The sequence below is a fragment of the Rhodoferax sp. RT4P68 genome (assembly GCF_056521305.1).
This window is the reverse complement of sequence record NZ_JBWMBB010000007.1, coordinates 119,182-136,604: the sequence shown is the minus strand read 5'-3', so window position 1 is coordinate 136,604 and position 17,423 is coordinate 119,182. Positions and strand designations below refer to the sequence as shown.

General features: G+C 67.3%; 16 protein-coding genes. 1 reads left to right on the top strand and 15 read right to left on the bottom strand.

Going from position 1 to position 17,423, the window contains the following annotated elements:
• Window positions 1-91: 91 nt before the first annotated feature.
• From AC099J_RS16655 to AC099J_RS16590, 14 genes are all read right to left on the bottom strand, one after another.
• Complete coding sequence (locus AC099J_RS16655; RefSeq protein ID WP_479616393.1) at window positions 92-913, bottom strand: amidohydrolase family protein; 822 nt, start codon at window positions 911-913, stop codon at window positions 92-94.
• Window positions 910-1,935: a hydroxyacid dehydrogenase gene (locus tag AC099J_RS16650; RefSeq protein ID WP_479616392.1), complete on the bottom strand. Its 1,026-nt coding sequence runs from the start codon at window positions 1,933-1,935 to the stop codon at window positions 910-912. Before AC099J_RS16650 ends, AC099J_RS16655 begins: the two co-directional genes overlap by 4 nt.
• Window positions 1,932-2,990, bottom strand: coding sequence for a LacI family DNA-binding transcriptional regulator (locus tag AC099J_RS16645; RefSeq protein WP_479616391.1), 1,059 nt, complete (start codon window positions 2,988-2,990; stop codon window positions 1,932-1,934). The genes AC099J_RS16650 and AC099J_RS16645 overlap by 4 nt, the downstream gene beginning before the upstream one ends.
• Before the next feature lie 7 nt (window positions 2,991-2,997).
• Complete coding sequence (locus tag AC099J_RS16640; RefSeq protein ID WP_479616390.1) at window positions 2,998-4,287, bottom strand: TRAP transporter large permease; 1,290 nt, start codon at window positions 4,285-4,287, stop codon at window positions 2,998-3,000.
• A complete protein-coding gene (locus AC099J_RS16635; protein ID WP_479616389.1) occupies window positions 4,284-4,751 on the bottom strand; it encodes a TRAP transporter small permease in 468 nt (155 codons plus the stop codon). The genes AC099J_RS16640 and AC099J_RS16635 overlap by 4 nt, the downstream gene beginning before the upstream one ends.
• On the bottom strand, window positions 4,751-5,737 hold the full coding sequence (locus tag AC099J_RS16630; RefSeq protein WP_479616388.1) for a TRAP transporter substrate-binding protein: 987 nt from the start codon (window positions 5,735-5,737) through the stop codon (window positions 4,751-4,753). Before AC099J_RS16630 ends, AC099J_RS16635 begins: the two co-directional genes overlap by 1 nt.
• A 168-nt stretch (window positions 5,738-5,905) precedes the next feature.
• Window positions 5,906-7,057 (bottom strand): UDP-galactopyranose mutase, encoded by a 1,152-nt coding sequence (glf, locus tag AC099J_RS16625; protein WP_479616387.1) that lies wholly within the window; start codon window positions 7,055-7,057, stop codon window positions 5,906-5,908.
• Window positions 7,058-7,089: 32 nt separating this feature from the next.
• Window positions 7,090-9,462: a glycosyltransferase gene (locus AC099J_RS16620; RefSeq protein ID WP_479616386.1), complete on the bottom strand. Its 2,373-nt coding sequence runs from the start codon at window positions 9,460-9,462 to the stop codon at window positions 7,090-7,092.
• Window positions 9,463-9,870: 408 nt separating this feature from the next.
• On the bottom strand, window positions 9,871-11,490 hold the full coding sequence (locus tag AC099J_RS16615) for an ATP-binding response regulator (protein ID WP_479616385.1): 1,620 nt from the start codon (window positions 11,488-11,490) through the stop codon (window positions 9,871-9,873).
• A 9-nt stretch (window positions 11,491-11,499) separates the two neighbouring features.
• Window positions 11,500-12,372 carry a sensor histidine kinase gene (locus AC099J_RS16610; RefSeq protein WP_479616384.1) on the bottom strand — a complete coding sequence of 291 codons (873 nt, stop codon included), beginning with the start codon at window positions 12,370-12,372 and terminating at the stop codon, window positions 11,500-11,502.
• Window positions 12,362-13,381 carry an ATP-binding protein gene (locus tag AC099J_RS16605; RefSeq protein WP_479616383.1) on the bottom strand — a complete coding sequence of 340 codons (1,020 nt, stop codon included), beginning with the start codon at window positions 13,379-13,381 and terminating at the stop codon, window positions 12,362-12,364. Before AC099J_RS16605 ends, AC099J_RS16610 begins: the two co-directional genes overlap by 11 nt.
• A complete protein-coding gene (locus tag AC099J_RS16600) occupies window positions 13,372-13,779 on the bottom strand; it encodes an anti-sigma regulatory factor (protein WP_479616382.1) in 408 nt (135 codons plus the stop codon). The genes AC099J_RS16605 and AC099J_RS16600 overlap by 10 nt, the downstream gene beginning before the upstream one ends.
• A complete protein-coding gene (locus AC099J_RS16595; protein WP_479616381.1) occupies window positions 13,766-14,143 on the bottom strand; it encodes an STAS domain-containing protein in 378 nt (125 codons plus the stop codon). The genes AC099J_RS16600 and AC099J_RS16595 overlap by 14 nt, the downstream gene beginning before the upstream one ends.
• 10 nt (window positions 14,144-14,153) lie before the next feature.
• Window positions 14,154-14,990 (bottom strand): STAS domain-containing protein, encoded by an 837-nt coding sequence (locus AC099J_RS16590; RefSeq protein ID WP_479616380.1) that lies wholly within the window; start codon window positions 14,988-14,990, stop codon window positions 14,154-14,156.
• Window positions 14,991-15,328: 338 nt separating this feature from the next.
• On the opposite strand from AC099J_RS16590, the gene AC099J_RS16585 reads away from it, so the two are divergent.
• Window positions 15,329-16,381, top strand: a complete 1,053-nt coding sequence (locus AC099J_RS16585) for an endonuclease/exonuclease/phosphatase family protein (protein ID WP_479616379.1) — start codon at window positions 15,329-15,331, stop codon at window positions 16,379-16,381.
• Between the two features lie 64 nt (window positions 16,382-16,445).
• Here AC099J_RS16585 and AC099J_RS16580 read toward each other — a convergent pair whose 3' ends face one another.
• Entirely contained in the window at window positions 16,446-17,420 is a 975-nt protein-coding gene (locus AC099J_RS16580; protein ID WP_479616378.1) for a hybrid sensor histidine kinase/response regulator, read from the bottom strand.
• Window positions 17,421-17,423: the final 3 nt, after the last annotated feature.

Genomic DNA, 17,423 nt, shown 5'->3' with positions numbered 1-17,423 from the left:
AGCGCAGGCGAAGAACGCTGCGTTCGCAGAGAAGCCCCGCCCTTCAACCGCAATGCCAGCAGTTCGCCCTGCGCCTGGCAGGGGTCGGCCCTCAGAACCCGTACACCGCAGCGGGGTTGTCCACCAGAATCGCGCGGCGCACCTGCTCGTCGGGCGCCCATTCAGTCAGCAGCGCCAGCAACGCGGTATCCGACGGTGGCGGCACCCGATTCGGATGCGGCCAGTTGCTCGCCCAGAGGCAGCGGTCTGGATGCGCCCGCACCAGCGCCTTGGCAAGTGCAGACACGTCGTCATACCCCGGGGGCCCGACCTTCGACGTCTCATACGGCGCAGACAGCTTGATCCACCGGTGCTCGGCGGCGAGCACATCGAGCAGGGCCACGAAGGCCGGATGGTCCGGCGCCACGGGTTCGAGAAACTTGCCGTTGTGGTCGATCACCACCTTGCAGGGAAGCCGGTCGATCACGGCCTTGCGCTGCGGCAGGTCGCGGCCGTCGAGCTGCAGATTGATGTTCCAGCCCAGCGGCGCAATGCGGGCAGCCATGCGTTCGATGCTGTCCCAGGACACGATCCCCCCGGCGTTCGGAATGGTCATGTAGCGCACGCCTCGCACGCCTTGTGCGTGCAGGCGCTCCAGTTCGGCGTCGCTGATCTCAGGCGCCACCATGGCAATACCGCGCGCCCCACTGCCCAACTTGGCGACGGCCTCGAGCAGGCAGCGGTTGTCGAAACCGTAGGCGGTGGGCTGCACCAGGACCACGCGCTCCAGGCCCAGCGCGGCCTGCACTTCACGGTAAGCCGTCAGCGGACCATGGGGAGGATTGGAGACGGCGCTGGGCGCCACGGGAAAGGCGTCTTCGTAGACATGCACATGGCAGTCGCAGGCGCCGGCGGGAAGCGCAGTCGGGTTCATGGGGTGGTGCCCTTGTTGGTGGAGAAGCGGGCCTGCAAGCGCAGCGCATGCGCCGCATTCACAGCGCCGGCCGGGATGCGGCCCTGCAGGATGGCCGCGACCTGCGTTGCCGTTTCCAGCGACTGGTGCTCGATGGCCGGCGGCGTCAGCCCGCCGATATGCGGTGTGGCGCGCACGCGTGGATGGCGCGCCAATGCCGGGCTGGGCATCTGGTCCGGCGCACGGCCGACGTCGAGTGCGCAGCCGGCGATGCGGCCGTCGTTCAGCGCACGCAGCAACGCGGCCTCGTCGACCAGGTTGCCCCGCGCGGCATTGATGAAGTAGGCGGACGGTTGCATGGCCGCGAACGCCGCTTCGCCCATCAGGTTTTCGGTCTGCGGCGTCGCGGCGGCGAGGCACACCACGAAATCAGACCGCGAGAGCAACGCTGCCAGCGGCACCGGATCCACCTGCGCCGGCGCCGGCATCTGCGCAAACGGGTCCGCCACGCACACACGCATGCCGAAAGCGCGCGCCAGGTCGGCCAGGTAGCGGCCGATCTGGCCGAAGCCGATGATGCCCAGCGTCGCGCCGCGCAGTTCGCGGCCCATCAGCACCGTGGGCGGTATGCCCGCCTGGTACTGCGCAACGGCCGGGCTCAGGTGGCGGGCCAGGTCGATCATCATGCCGACGATCCATTCGGACACGGACGCCATGAAGCCCGCGCTGGCGTGCGTCACGAGGATGCCGTGCGTGCTGGCCGCGGCGACATCCACGTTGCGGATGTCCACAGCGCAGCGGCAGAACGCCACCAGGCGGGGCAGGCGCGCCAGCAGGTCGGCGCTGCCTTCGGCGCGCCGGTCGCTGACGATGATGTCGCAGTCCTGCGCGGCCGCAGCCAGGGTCTCGGCGGTGAAGGGCTCCTCCGTCGTGCTGCGGCGCACGGTGGCCACGGCTTCCAGCGCCGCCAGGGCCCGCGGCCCGTAGTAGTGGTGCAGCGCCGTCGGGCTGTGGGTCACGAAAACGGTCGGGGTTGCGGTCACGCGTGCTTCCTGTCAGGGCGGGCAGGCGCAGCCACGGACTCGCGCTCCACCAGGTCGGGGGAAAAGATGAACTCGCCCGGGGCGATGCGCGGATCGGCCATGCGTGCGATGACCCGGTCCACCAGGGTGCGCGCCATGTCGGGCACGGGCAGGCGCACCGTCGTGAGGCCCGGATTCATCAAGGAGGAAAGGAACAGCCCGTCGATGCCCACCACCGATACGTCGCCCGGCACCGACAAGCCGGCGTCGCGCAGGCCAGCCATCAGACCGAACGCCATGAGGTCGTTGACGCAGACCACGCCGGTGGGCCGCTGCGGGTCGGCCGCGATGCGCGCGGCCAACATGCGGCCCACATCTGCCATCTGCGAATCGCCATAGCCATCCTGCGTGCTGCCTTCGAGAACCTGGGCACTGCCTGCCAGCCCGGCGGCCTGTGCGGCGGCCAGGAACCCTTTGACCTTTTCGCGCCGGCTCATGGTCTGGCCGGAGGCGGTGGCGAACGCCAGCCTCTGGTGCCCGTAGGCGAGCAGGTGCGCCGTGGCGAGCTGCGCGGCCGCCACGTTGTCGACGGACACGTGATCGATGGTCGGTGCCGCACCCGGCGTGGCGCGCCGGTCGTAGCTGACGATCACCAACCCGCGCTGCACGGCCGGCTCGAAGTGCTGCTCGTCCAGTTGCGAGGAGATCATGATCACGCCGCGCACGCCATGCGAGAGCAAGTCGTCGAAGAAGCTGGTCTCCAGTTCCTTGCTGCGGTACGTGTTGCCCAGCATCACGCGGTGCCCGTGCTGTTGCTGGGCAGCGCTTTCGACCTCGCGTGCGATGTAGCCGTACATCGGGTTGGCAATGCTGGGCACGAGCAGGCCCAGCATCGGGTTGTGCCCCGTCTTGAGCTGCTGCGCCGCCCGGTTGGGGCGGTAGTTCAGCGCCGCGACGGCCGCTTGCACGCGCGCCAGCGTTTCAGGGCCCATGCGGTCCGTGCGGCCATTCAGCACATTGGAGATGGTGCTGATGGAAACGCCCGCATGCCGGGCAACATCCTGGATCGTGCTCAAGGCGTCGCTACCCCAGGAAAAAGTGAGGAATCCATGAGGACAGGCCCGGGATGAAGATGACCAGCAGCAGCACCAGCACCTCGGCCAGCATGAACCACCAGACATGGCGGTTCACTTCCGCGTACGTGGTCTCGGCGATGCTGGTGGTCACGAACAGCAGCGGCGCGGTGGGCGGCGACACGGCGCCGATCTGGTTGCACATCACCATCACCAGGCCCATCTGGAACGGATCGATGCCATACACCTTGCTGAGCTGGATGGCCACCGGTGCGAACACCAGCAGCACCGCCAGCGAGTCGACAAAGGTGCCCAGCACGATCATGACGACCGCCACCAGCAGCAGCACGACCGTCGGATCTTGCGAGAACGATGTGACGAACTTCACCGCGCCTTCGTTGAACTCCAGATACCCAAGCAGCCAGCCCGAAGCGCCGGCCACCGCGATCACGCCCGACACCATGGTCGTCATGACCGCGGCCTCCAGCAGGATGCGCGGCAGGTCGCGCCACTTGATCTTGCGGTAGAACACCATGCCCAGCAGCAGCGCATAGAGGCAGGCCACGGCGCCCGCCTCGGTGGCCGTGAACACGCCGCTGAGGATGCCCCCGACGATGATCACGGGCCCGAGCAGCGCCGGCCAGACCTCCAGGAAGGACTTGCGCAGCGCGCTCCACTGGAACTTGCCATGCGTGACCCGAAGCTCCGGGTAGTCCGGGTGGTAGGTGTAGATCTTGATGGTCGCCATCAGAAACATGCCGACGAGGATGCCGGGAATGATGCCCGCCAAGAATAGCCCGCCGATGGACACCTGTGCGATGGCACCGTACACCACCATCACCATGCTCGGCGGGATGATGGCGCCGATCGTGCCGGCGGTGGCAATCAGGGCGGCGGCAAAGCCTGGCTTGTAGCCTGACTTCTTCATGGTGGGAATCACGATGGCCGAGATCGCCGATGCATCGGCGGTGCTGGAACCCGAGATGCCGGCAAACACCATGCTGGCGACCACCGAGGCATGCGCCAGCCCGGCGCGCAGGTGGCCCACCAGCACACGCGAAAAATCGACCAGCTGCTGGCTCATGCCGCCGGCAGACATCAAACCGCCGGCCAGGATGAAATACGGCAGCGCGAGCAGCGTGAACGAGTCGAGCTGCGCGAACATCTTCTGCGCGAACAGCGCCAGCACCAGATCAGGCACCGCCGCCACGCCCACGTAGCCCACCAGCGCGATGGACAGCAGAATCGGCATGCCGGCCAACATGGTGCCCAGCATCAGCGCGAACAGAATCCAGATCATGCGGGCCTCCGGCGCAGGCCGAACAGGCGTCGCAGCGCCACCAGCAGCAGGTAGGCCCCGCCCAGCACCATGCCGGCATACGGCCAGCTCATCGGTACTTCCAGGCCGGGCGATTCCTGCAGGTGGGCCACTTCGGCGACCTTCCAGCCCAGCACCACCAGCGACAGGCCGAACGCGGCCCAGAGCAGCTCGACCATGAAGTCGAACACCAAGCGTGCGCGCGGCGGCAGCTTGTCGCAGAAGGTCTCGATGTACAGGTGCGCGCCGCGTTGCAGCGCGATGGGAATGCCGATGAACACGATCCAGATGTGGCCGAAGATCTGCGCCTCCTCACTCCAGCTGAGCGAGGAATTGAGCGCGAACCGGTTGACGACCTGGACCAGGGCGATGATGACGATGATGCCCAGCACCGCTGCGACCAGCCACTCGGCCGCGCGGTCGATGGCGTGGAACACGCGCTGCATCACTGCGCGCGGATCTGCTTGAGCAGCGACTCGGCGCCGAAGTCTTTGGCCAGTTCGTCCTGTGCCGCCAACGCGGCCTTCTGCAAGGGGGCCAGGTCGATGTCGTAGACCTTCATGCCCAGCTTCTTGACGGCGGCAAGCGACTCTGCTTCGCGCACGCTGGCCAGGGCGCGCACGGTGCGGCCGGCGTCTTCGGCGGCCTTGGCCACCACGGCCTGCTCGGCCGGGCTGAGCTTGCGCCATTCGGACATCGACAGCGCCAACAGGACCGGGTCCATCAGGTGGCGCGTCATCGCCATGCAGCACGACACCTCGTTCAGCTTGAACGACAGCGTGGTCGCCGCCGTGTGTTCGAAGCCGTCGAGCACGCCGCCCTGCAGCGAGGTGTAGATCTCGCCGAAGTTCATCGGCGTGGCGTTGGCGCCCATGGCGTTGATCGCAGAGACGAACACCTTGGTCGGAATGGTGCGGATTTTCAGACCCTTGAGATCGGACGCCTGCTTCACTTCCTTCTTGGCCGTCACCACGTTGCGGTAGCCCCAGCTCACGCCCCAGCTGAGCACCTTGAAGCCGCCCTTCTCCATGTCGGCGTTCAGGGCCGCGCCCACCGGGCCATCCAGCACCTTCAGCGCATGGTCATAGCTCTTCCACACGAAAGGCAGACCGAGCACCCCGACGCGCTTCACGAAGGAGGCGTATTCCGCCGCGCCACCGGTGGTGCCTGATGCGCCCGAGCCGAGCCGCATGGCCTCGATGACCTCGCGCGACTGGCCCAGCTGGCTGTTCGCAAACACCTTCACCTCCAGCGACGGCGACGCGGCGTTGACCAGATTGGCGAACTCCGTGGCCAGCATGGTGTTGTCCACACCCAGGTCGGCCGGGCCGGCGGTATGAATGCGCAATACGCGCTTGGCCGTCTGCGCAGCAGCGGGAATGGCGGCGAAGGAGAAGGCGACGAGCAGCGCAGCGGAAAGTAAGCGTTTCAAAGTTGTCTCCTGTGGCGTTGTAAATCGATTTACTAAAACGATACATCGACAGGAGACAAACACCCAGCGGGTTTATCCGCATCGTGAGGATGCGCCCTTAGGCGGGGGAGAGACTCGCCACGAGCCCGGCACTCCCGTTGAGCGCCTCAACCACGCAGCCGGGCCGGCTTACCCCAGTGGTTCCACAACAAAGGCGGGCATCGCTCCCTCGGCCCGCAGGCATTGCTGGTAGCGTTCCGCCACGTCCAGCGCCTCGGCGATCGTCACGTGCATGTCGATGTAGCGGTAGGTGCCCAGTCGGCCGAGGAAGGTCACATGGCTCTCCTTGCGGGCGCGTTGCACGTAGTGCGACAGCAAAGCCTTTTCCGCCACCAGGCGGATCGGGTAGTAGGGAGTGTCGGACTCCTCGCAGAACCGGCTGTACTCCTTGAACACCACCGTCCTGGCGTGTTGCTCCCAGGGCGCGAAATGCTTGTGCTCGGAAATCCTGGTCCAGGGTACCGACATGTCGCAGTAGTTGATGACGGCATTGCCCTGGTAGTCGCCCTCGTGGTCCTCGCGGGCGAAGTCCAGCGTGCGGTAGCCCAGACGGCCCTCGCTGTAGCCGAACCACGCGTCGATCGGACCGCTACAGAACACGTGGTCGTACTGCGAGGCAAACGAGCGGTCGAAGCGTGTGCCCAGGTGCAGGCGCACGTTGGGCCGATCCAGCAGGTTCTGCACGATCGCCGTGTAGCCATCGCGCGGAATGCCCTGGTAGTGACTTGCGTAGTAGTTGTCGTCGTAGTTGAAGCGCACCGGCAATCGCTTCAGGATGCTGGCAGGCAAGGCCGAGGGGGGCATGCCCCATTGCTTGGTCGTGTAGTCGCGGAAGAACGCTTCGTACAGGCCCCGCCCCATCAGGTGCAGCGCCTGCTGCTCGAAGTCGGCAGGCTCGGTCTCACCGCACTCGCCCACCTGCTCGAAGTACGCCTGTGCCTCGGCCGGCGAGAACGTGCTTCCGACGAACTGGTTGATGGTCAAGAGGTTCAGGGGCAAGCTGTACACGCGGCCGCCCGTGATGGCCTTCACGCGGTTGACGAAGGGCATGAACTCGCCGAACCGACGGATGTAGTCCCACACCCTCTGGTTGCTCGTATGAAAGATGTGCGGGCCATACGTGTGCAGCATGACGCCGCTGGCGTCGTCGCGCGCTGTATGGCAGTTGCCGGCAACATGCGGCCGGGCGTCGAACACGTCGATCTGGTGGCCGTCCTGGCCCAGCTCCTGGGCCAGCACAGCGCCGGAGAAACCGGCGCCTACGATTGCGATGCGGGGCATGGGACTTCTCCGATGAGCGAAGAATCGGAATGTCAGGCCGCCGAGACAGCTTCGCGGACCTTGGCAGGGCTTGCTGCCGGCTGCGTGGCCGGTTCAACTGCGAAGCGCTGCAGCAACGTGTCCATGGCCGCTGCCGTGCGGTCCCACGAGGTATTGGCCACCGTGTCGGCGGCCACTGCGCTGAACAGGTCGCGCTGTGCGGGCGACCACGCCAACAAGCGCTCGCACGCGCCAACGAACTCGGCAACCGTCGCGGCAATGGGCACCACCGCGCTGTATTGCTGCGCCACATCGCGCACGGGGGTGCTGACGACGGGCTTGCCAGCGGAGAGGTATTCCAGCGTCTTGGTCGGACTGATGAACCGTGTCGACGCGTTCATGGCAAAGGGCATCAGGCAAACGTCCCAGCCGGCGAGGAACGCGGGCAGCTCGTCATAGCGACGTTGTCCCATCCAGTGCAGATTGGGCCGCCGGGGCAGATCTGACGGGCTGACTTTGGCCACCGGGCCAACCATCACGACCTGCCATTCGGGATGGGCATCGGCAATGGCGGCGACCAGCGCCAGATCGAGACGCTCGTCGATCACACCGTAGTAGCCCAGCCGCGGCGAGGCCAGATGGGCCTGGTCCGGGTGGTCGGCCACGCCACGGCGACCGAAATGCGCATGGTCCACACTGCTCGGAAAGCAATGCACGTCCGGGTGCCGCTTGCGCTTGGATTCAAACAGGCTGCGCCCACCCGTGAACACCAGGTCCACTTCGCGGAACAAGGCGTTCTCGCGTGCGATCAGTTCGGGCGGGGCGAAGTCGAATGCGGCCAGCTCGTCCATGCAGTCGTAGACCATCGCCCGCGGCGCCAGGCTTTGCGCGAACGGCAACGCCATCGGCGTGTAGAACCACAACAGGTAGTCGTCAATGCGGTGCTCTTCCAGATACTGGTGCAGCAAGGCGCGCATCTCGCCGAATCGATCGTCGTGGAAGCCATTCCCCGCACCCGTGACATGCATCCGCAAGACCACGACCCCGGCGCACGGTTCGTACTGCTCCATCCAGGCGTGGGTCGCCCCACTCATGGGCTCCTCGACAAACAGCACGGGCTGTCGGTGCGCCAGCCGAGACAGCACGTGCTGAGGACGCTGGTAGACGAAGTCCCAACGGAGATGAGAGAAGGCGATGAGTGTGGTCATGGTGTGGCCCAGGAGTGAAGAGGGATCGTTGCTGTGACGGCCCGGCGCGCATCCTGGTGCGCGCGCTGGGACCAATGTCTGCGCGCCCGAGGCGCAGTGACTCGTTTCGAACATCTGCGCCCAATGGCGAAGGCGCTGGGCATAGGGTTCGCATAGATGGCGGGTGAAGTCGCCGGCGTCGGCACCGGGCACATCCCACAGCCCGCTGTGGTGCCAGTGGTCGAACGCCTGCCAATCGGGCCGGTCGATCAGCGGGTACAGGCACAGGCCCTCGATGGCGATGCCGTGCGATCTGCACAGGAGAACTTCAGCTGCGATTTCGTCCAGCCAGGTGCCCCGACCCTCGCCCACATGGCCGGTTTCCGAGACGCACATCGGCCTGCCGTAGCGCTGCCACAGCCCCGCCGCCAACGCGCCGAAGGGGCGCCGGCGCCTGTCGTTCAGATGCCATTGCAGCCGGGCGCCAGAGCCGTGTTCCCACTGGTTGTCGTGGTAATAGTTCAAACCCAGAACATCCAGGTAGTGCGGTGCGCCACCCAGCTGCGGCAACAGCCGGCCGCTCAGCATGTCCCAGGCTTCGAACTGGCTGTTGTGCTCCAGCTGCGCTTGCGCGCACGCTTGCGGACCCGCACCGAGCGCAGGCTCCACATGCACCACCGGGTCGGTATGCACGAACCTGGCCGCCGGCTCGACCGACCAGATGGCGTCCATCGCGCGCAGTGCAGCACGCACGAGTACCTGCTTGAACTGGAAGCCGCGCTCCGGATGCGACGGGAGATGCGGATGGATCAGACCTGTGCTGCTGGCCGCCCAGGCGAGAAACGAGATCTCATTGACGGGCTGGAAGACCGGGCGTGGCCCGTCGATCTGCTGCAGCAGCGTTGCAACGCCGTGGCAGTGCGTGGCGAATGCGTCGATGAACGCATCTGGCCGCTCGAACGGGTCGAGCCCGCGCGGCCAGCCGTAGTGCATCAAGGTCCAGACGACCTGCAGCCCGTTGTCGGCGGCCCGTTGTGCCTGCCGCTGAAGGGCTTGCGCGCCCGCCGGGCCGCGCTGCTCGAACAGCCGCCAGCCGATGCTCTCGCGCACGGTGCGAATGCCGAACGGCGCCAGCGCCGCGTAATCACTCTGCAGGCGCACGTCATGGCCGTTGCGGGCGTTCAGGTCCAACGCAAGCCCGAACCCGTTGACGTGGTCAGAGCCTTCGAAGCCCCCCATCCAGAAACTTTGGAACGGTGCCGCAGGAGCGCAGACAGAGCCCGGCTCTGCAACCTGCGTGCGCTGAAGCCAGGACGGGGGTGGCATGGCAGCGCGCCGCACGGACGGTCAGAGCGCGGGGGCCGGGCAGGCATTGGGCCGCCCGGACGCCCGACGGCTTCGGCCAAGGTCGCCTTCGCCGATGCAGGCCATGCATGGCGAACGACGCTTGTCTGAAGTCATGTGCGGGCGACGAAAGTTGGTGGAGGCCCGCCGTGCAGCCAGGTGACCATATGGCGGGTTGCACTGATCGTCGCCGTCGAAACGAGCGGCCGGTGTAGGCGCAAGTTGTGCGCGTTGCTAGGCCAATTGCTTGCCGAGCCCGCCGTGCACCAGCGGGCTGGGCGCTGCCACGCCCTGCCCGGCTGGTCAGTGCAACAAGCGGCGAATGGCGTCCAGCAGCACCTGGGGCTCGAACGGCTTGGCGATGTGCATGTCGAAGCCCGCCTCCAGTGCCATGGCGCGGTCGGCCGGCCGGCCGAACGCCGTCAGCGCGATGGCCACAAGTCTTGGCTGCCCGCGCTCGCCCTCCAGTGCGCGCCACCGGCGCATCAGCGCATAGCCGTCGTTGCCCGGCAGGCCGATGTCGCTGAGCAGGATGTCGGGCCGGCGGGCCTGCAGCGCGACAAGGCCGCTGTCGTAGTCGCCTGCAATGGCGATCTGGGCGCCGCGATCTTCGAGGATGTGGCCCAGCATCTGCGCCGCATCGTGATCGTCTTCCACCACCAGCACCTGCCGGCCACTCAAGCCGGCCAGGGCGGCGTCGTCGAGTGCCCCGGGCATCGAGTCGAAGGTTGCATCACTCTCTACCGCCGGCCCCTCCAGCGGCAGCCACACGCGCGCCGTGGTGCCGGCGCCCAGGCCCGGGCTGGCCAGCGCAACGCCGCCGCCGTGCAACTCCGCCAGGTGCTTGACGATGGACAGGCCAAGCCCCAGGCCCCCGCTCACACGCTTGCCGGGCGCCTCGCTTTGCGTGAACTTCTCGAACACGCGGTCGAGGAAGGCGGGCGCGATGCCCTTGCCGCTGTCGGTGACGGTGAGCTCCAGCAGGTCGGCGCTGCGCGCCAGTGCCACGCGCACGCTGCCGCCCGGGTCGGAGAACTTGATCGCGTTGTTGAAGATGTTCCAGAAAATCTGCTGAAAGCGTGCCGGGTCCAGCAGCACGGCCCCGATGGGCCGCACGTCCAGCACCAGCTGCAGGCGGCGTGTTTCGAGCTGCTGGCGCATGGCGTCGATGGACGACTGCACCAGGGCCGCCGGATCGGCCCGTTCGCGCAACAGCGTGAGCTTGCCCGAGTTGATGCGCGACACGTCCAGGATGTCCGAGATGATGCGCGCCTGCGTCTGCGCGTTGCGCCGGATCGCGTCCAGCCCCTTGGCGAACTCGGGCGGCAGGTCCTTGCGCAGCAGCACGTGCACGTTCATGAGAATGGCGTTGAGCGGATTGCGCAGCTCGTGCGAGAGCACAGCCACGAAATCGTCCTTGGTGCGGCTGTGGCGCTCGGCATTGGCGCGGGCCGCCTGCTCGCGCTCGAGCAGCAACTGCCGGTAGCGCTGCTCGGCCCTGCGCAATTCTTCCTCTGCGATCCGCGCACGGACCAGCGCCTGCAACGTCGCCACCAGGATAGCCGGCTCGACCGGGTGCTCCAGATAGGCATCGGCGCCGGAATTGAGCCCCGCCACCTTGTCCGACGTCTCGATGTAGGTGGCCGACAGGTGCAGCACGGGCAGCACCACCGTTTCCGGCAGCTCGCGCAGCATGCGGCACACGGTGAAGCCGTCCAGGTCCGGCAGGTGCACGTCCAGCACCACCGCCGAGATGCCGCCTTCTCGCGCGCGGTGCAGGCCTGCGGCGCCGGTGGCCGCCTCCACCGTCAGGAAACCGGCCGCATGCAGGATGCGGCAGGTGGAATAACGCGTCGCCGGGTTGTCGTCCACCACGAGCACATGGTGCTTGGACCGGTCGATGGTGGTGCTGACCTTGTGCATGCCAGTCTTTCAGGCGGCGCTGCCATCGCCCGGCGGCGCAGCGCGCAACGGAATGCGCACGTGGAAAGTCGAGCCTTTGTCGGGCTCGCTCTGCATGCCGACGCTGCCGCCCAGCAGTTCGGCCAGCCGCTTGGACAACGACAAGCCCAGGCCGGTGCCGCGCAGGCTCTTTTGCAGCGGTGAGTCGATCTGCGAGAAATCCTGAAACATCGCCGCATGGGCCTCTTTGGCAATGCCGATGCCGGTGTCGGCCACGGCGAAACGCACCCAGTCCTGGCCATCGGCCGTTTCGCGGCATGCCGACACACGCACCTCGCCCTGGGTGGTGAACTTCAGCGCGTTGCTGATGAAGTTGCGCAGGATCTGCGCCAGCTTGCGGTCATCGCTGAAGACCTGGGGCACGTCCACGGGGTCTTCGAAGATGAGCGAGACCTGCGGGTTGGTCAGCACAGGCTTGAACATGCCGCGCAGCGCCGCGAACATGGCCACCATGTCGAACCAACCGGGCGAGACGTCGATCCGGCCGGCCTCGACCTTGGCCAGATCCAGCAGGTCGTTGACGATCTCGGTGAATTCCAGCGCGTTCTGGTGGATGAACTGCACCTGGCGTGCCTGCTCCTGCGTCAGCGGTCCGTCCAGCCGGTCCAGCAGCAGCCGCGTCATGCTCTGGATGGCGCCAAGCGGCGTGCGGAACTCATGGCTCATGTAGGCCAGGAACCGGCTCTTCAGCTCGTTGGCGTGCCGCAGTTCGTCGGCCTGGGTGTCCAGCTCGGCATACAGGGCCAGCACGCCGCGGTTGGTTTCTTCCAGCTCTTCGGACAGCCTGGCCACCTGGTCCTGCGCGGCGGCCAGCTGCGCCGCCAGATCGTTCTCATCGACCATGGATCTTCCTTTGCAGCACCAGCACGGTGGCGTCGTCGCGGCCCCGCAGGTTGCTGCGCATCAGCCAGGCGGCCAGCAGCGAGGGGTCGCGTGCGACCAGTGGCGCCAGCGGCTCTGCAGGCCAGCGGCTCTGCAGGCCGTCACTGTGCAGCACCGCCACCGCGTGCGGCAGCCAGTCCACGTGCACCGGTTCGAAGCGGCGCACCTGCACGCCCAGCGTGCCGTTCTGTGCCGCCACGCTCTTGCTGTGCGTGCCCGAGACCAGCCGCGTGGCGATGTTTCCCGCACCGGCCAGCGAGAGGCCGCCCGGCTCCAGCATGACCAGCGAGGCGGCGGCGCCCCGCGTGATGCGCAGTGCCGCGTGCATGCGTTCGAGCTGACTGGACAGCGACGCGAAAGGCGACTGCGCGAACTGCGCGACCGCAGCCTGCGAGGCCTCGGCCGCATGTGGGCCATGCCCCAGGCCGTCGGCCATCAGCACGGCCGCGCGCGGGCCGTCCAGCGCCACGGCCCAGGCGTCGCCGCACACCAGTTCGCCCGGCGCGCAGAGCATCACAGCGCCCCAGCTGAAGTCTTCCTGCGGGCGGCGCAGGCCTTCGGGCCGCACGCGTGCCAGCATGACCGTGCCGACGCCGGGCTCGGAGTGCAGGTCGAAGTCGTTGGCCAGCCGGCGCACCGCGCCCAGACCGGTGCCCGGCGTGCCACCGGTCGAAAACCCATCGGCCAGCGCGCGCGCCGGGTCGGCGATGCCGGGGCCGTCGTCCAGCGCCAGCACTTCGACCTCGGGCTGGCCCTGCTGACGGGCGGCGATCAGCAGCCGGCCGGCCTGCGCATGGCGCACCAGGTTGTTGCCCAGTTCGGTCACGACCAGCGCCAGCCGGCCGGCCGTGGTCTGGTCCAGCGCCAGCCGCGCCGCCAACTGCGCAGCATGCCGGCGCGCCTCGCCCACCCGGCTGGCATCGCCCATGGGGAACTGGGCGTGGGGTGTCCCGGCCGTGATCACTTCCACCGCGTCACGCTCACGCAGGTGCCCGCGCCCACGCTGGACTGGATGTCGAAGTCGTGCACCAGCCGCCGACTGCCCGACAGGCCCAGGCCCATGCCCTTGCCGGAAGTCCAGCCGTCGGTCAGCGCCTGGGCGATGTCCGCAATGCCCGGGCCTTCGTCGCGAAAGCGCAGGCGCAGGCCCCGCCTGGTGCCCTGCTCGACGATGTCCCAGACCATCTCGCCGCCGCCGCCGTAGGTGACGGTGTTGCGTGAGAGTTCGCTGGCCGCCGTGATCAACTTGGTCTGGTCGACCAACGAGAAGCCCAGCTGCTGCGTGAGCTTGCGCACCAGCTGGCGACTGGCCACGATGTCGGGCTCGCTGCACAGGGGCAGCCGGCCGCTGTGCTCATTCGCGCTCAAGCGCACCCCCCTCGCCTGCGCGCTGCAAGAGCCGCATGCCGCGCTGCACGTTGAGCGCGGTCTTCACGTTGTCCAGCGACAGGCCCAGCTCGACCAACGTGATGGCCACGGCCGGCCGCATGCCGACCACGACCGTCGTGGCGTCCAGCACGCTCGCGATGCCCGAGATCGCGGCCAGCATCCGGCCGACGAAGGAGTCGACGATCTCCAGCGCGGAGATGTCGATCAGCACGCCATTGGCGCCGGTGGTCTCGATCCTGGACGCCAGGTCGTCCTGCAACGCCAGCGCCGTCTGGTCTTCCATGTCGATCTGAATGGTGACGAGCAAAGCGCTGCCCATCTGCAGGATCGGGATGCGGTACACGGCGGCGTCCTCAGGCGGCGCGCGTCACGACGTAGCCGCCGCGCTTGAGCGCCAGCGCCAACGCCGCAGCCAGGCTGGCCTTGGTGGTCACGCCCTGCAGGTCCACACCCAGGTGCACGATGGTCTGCGCAATCTGCGGGCGCACGCCGCTGATGATGCAGTCCGCGCCCATGAGGCGAATGGCCGCCACGGTCTTGAGCAGGTGCTGGGCCACCAGTGTGTCGACGGTCGGCACGCCCGTGATGTCGATGATGGCCAGCTCCGATTCGGTGTCGACGATCTTCTGCAGCAACGCCTCCATCACCATCTGCGTGCGGCTGGAATCGAGCGTCCCGATCATGGGGACCGCCAGCACGCCGTCCCACAGTTTGATGACGGGCGTGGACAGTTCCAGCAGTTCCTCCTGCTGGCGGTTGATGAGGGCCTCGCGCGTGCGCTGAAAGGCCGTGGCCGTCCACTGCGCCATGGCGTCGACCTTGGTGGTCACGCTGACCACCGCGTCGATCAGCGTCTGGCTGTCCTTGCCCAGGCGCTGCTGCAGCGCGGTGAAGATCGGCAACTTGAGGGCCAGCACGAAGGCGCTGGTGTCGTCCAGGGTCTGGCCCTGCGCTGCGCGCGAGGCCGACAGTTCTTCGAGCATCTGACGGGCGTTGGTCCAGCCATCGGCGCGCAGGTCGTCCGGTGCAGCGCTCTGCAGCGCCTCCTGCAGGGCGGTGAACAGCTCTTCGGCTTCCTCGCGTGTGGCGTGGCTGGCGCGTGTGCCATGCGTGGCGGTGGTCCATGCCTTGAGTAGCGCGGCGCGCTCATCCTGCAGCACGGCGATCAAAGTCTGTTCATGGGAAGCCATGTTTTCCTTACAGTTGTTGTATGCGGTAGTGCATTCCCCCCGGGGATTCTAGAAGTCGGCCTGCATGATCCGGCCGAAATGCGGGCAAAAAGCGACGTTGTCCTGCATCAAAACACGCAACACCCTGTCGCTTTCGAGCCACGCTCGGACGACAACAGGCACCGGCCCGGGCGGCGGCGCCACGCCCGCGGCGCGCAGTTCACGCCGGCTTCGAACCCGGCAATCACGGCGTGTCGCAGCAGGCCAGTACGGCGGCCCGCCCATCCAGGGGCGCGCATGCGCGATGGGACAATCGCACTGCGAACCATTTTTCGGCTCTGGCACTGAACAAGGAAACCGTGGAGACAAGCATCCTGATCGTGGGCCTGTTGCTGGCGCTGGCCACCGCCATGCCGCTGTGGCGCCGCCAGAGCTGGTGGGTGCGGGTGTTCGACTTTCCGCGGCTGCAGATCGCCGCCGGCCTGCTGGCGGTGCTGTTGGCGCATGTGGCGGTGGTGGGGGTCGCGGCGTCCGCACCGGCCATGGCGTTTCGTGCGCTGCTGGTGGTCTGCTTGGCGCTGCAGGTGCGCCGCATCCTGCCCTACACCCGGCTGGCCAAGGTGCAGGTGCTGCAAAGTACGTTGGCCCAGCCCCATGATCCCCTGCGGTTGTTGTTCGCGAACGTGCTGCAGCCGCAGCACCACAGCGAGGGGCTGCTGCAGTTGATCCGCGCAGCCGACCCGGACGTGGTGCTGGCGCTGGAAACAGACGACTGGTGGAACGGCCAGCTGGCACCGCTGGCCGAGCGCTACCCCCATCACGTCCTGCTGCCACAGGACAACACCTACGGCATGCTGCTGTATGCGCGTTGGCCGCTGCAGGACGTCGAGGTCTCCTACCTGATCGAGCCCGACGTGCCCTCCATCCACTGCACGCTCGTGCTGCCATCGGGCCTGCAGGTCCGGCTGCACTGCCTGCACCCGCGGCCGCCCGCCCCGGCCGAGCATCCCGACTCCGTCCCCCGGGACGCCGAGTTGCTGGTCGTCGGCAAGGCGATCAAGGGCGATCCACGGCCGACGGTGGTGATGGGCGACCTGAACGACGTGGCATGGTCCCACACCAGCAGTCTGTTTTGCCGCATCAGCGGGCTGCTCGATCCGCGTTGCGGTCGCGGCTTCTACAACACCTTCCATGCGCACTATTGGCAGCTACGGTTTCCGCTGGACCACTTCTTCCACTCCAACGACTTCAAGCTGGTGGAGTTCAAGCGGTTGCCGGCGTTCGGCTCCGATCACTTTCCGGTCTTCATCCACCTGAGCCACGAGCCGCAGGCGCAAGCGGTCCAACCCGAGGCGCGTGCGGACAGCACCGACGAACAGGAAGCGGCCGAGAAGATCAGCGAAGCGGTGTGAGCCACCGCCGCACGGCCAACAACCCGCTGACCAGCGGTGGCCGCACAGGCTGCCACCGCTTCGGTCAGGGCGCGGCCTGCGGCCCTCCATGGGGCAGACGCGGCGCTTGCGCAACCAGCGCCGTCACGACGTCCAGATCGATCGGCTTGACCAGGTGCCGGTCGAACCCGGCGGCCAGCGCCCGCTCCACATCCTCTGGCTGGCCGTACCCCGTCAATGCGATCAACATGACACTGGATGTGGCCGCCGCGCCGCGCAATGCACGCGCGACCTGGTAGCCATTCATGCCGGGCAAGCCGATGTCCAGCAGCACGACGTCGGGCTGCCACTGGCTCGCCTTTTGCAGCGCCTGGGGACCGTCGAAGGCAATGCAGACCTCGTGCCCTTCCATCTCCATCACGGCGGCCAGGCTCTCGGCACCATCGACGTTGTCGTCCACCACCAGCACACGGTGCGCCTGGCTGCCGGCCTGTTCACGCCGCGCGTGCTGCGGATCGGGCGTGCCGCTCCTGACCCGCAACACCGGCAAACGCACGGTGAAGGCGCTGCCTGCCCCCAGGCCGGCACTTTCTGCCCGCACCGTGCCGCCGTGGAGCTGCACCAGCTGCTGGACCAGCGTCAACCCCAGGCCCAGGCCCCCCTTGGCCCGGTCCAAGGTGGTGTCGGCTTGCGAGAACATGTCGAACACGCGCGGCAGCATCTCCTCGGAGATGCCCGCTCCGTTGTCCTCGATCCGAACGCTGACCTGCTCGCCATCCAGCCGCACGCGCACGGCAATGGACCCTTGCTTGTCCGTGTACTTGGACGCGTTGTTCAGCAGGTTCGCAAACACCTGCGTCAGGCGCAGCAAGTCGCCTTCGACCGTCACATCGTCGTCCATCTGCACCACCAGATCCTGCTGGCGTGCGGTGATCGAGGCCTGGCTGATCTCGACCGCCCGCTGGATCACGACCATCAGCTCGACGGGCCCCAGATCCAGCGTCATCTTGCCGCGCGAGATGCGCGCGACGTCCAGCAGGCCGTCCAGGAGCTTGGCCATCAA

Bases quoted from the DNA above. Each gene is read 5' to 3' on its own strand.
- AC099J_RS16615 (WP_479616385.1), bottom strand. From the start codon at position 11,490: ATGCACAAGGTCAGCACCACCATCGACCGGTCCAAGCACCATGTGCTC.
- AC099J_RS16640 (WP_479616390.1), bottom strand. From the start codon at position 4,287: ATGATCTGGATTCTGTTCGCGCTGATGCTGGGCACCATGTTGGCCGGC.
- AC099J_RS16580 (WP_479616378.1), bottom strand. From the start codon at position 17,420: ATGGCCAAGCTCCTGGACGGCCTGCTGGACGTCGCGCGCATCTCGCGC.
- AC099J_RS16590 (WP_479616380.1), bottom strand. From the start codon at position 14,990: ATGGCTTCCCATGAACAGACTTTGATCGCCGTGCTGCAGGATGAGCGC.
- AC099J_RS16620 (WP_479616386.1), bottom strand. From the start codon at position 9,462: ATGGGGGGCTTCGAAGGCTCTGACCACGTCAACGGGTTCGGGCTTGCG.
- AC099J_RS16635 (WP_479616389.1), bottom strand. From the start codon at position 4,751: ATGCAGCGCGTGTTCCACGCCATCGACCGCGCGGCCGAGTGGCTGGTC.
- AC099J_RS16655 (WP_479616393.1), bottom strand. From the start codon at position 913: ATGAACCCGACTGCGCTTCCCGCCGGCGCCTGCGACTGCCATGTGCAT.
- glf (WP_479616387.1), bottom strand. From the start codon at position 7,057: ATGCCCCGCATCGCAATCGTAGGCGCCGGTTTCTCCGGCGCTGTGCTG.
- AC099J_RS16610 (WP_479616384.1), bottom strand. From the start codon at position 12,372: ATGGTCGATGAGAACGATCTGGCGGCGCAGCTGGCCGCCGCGCAGGAC.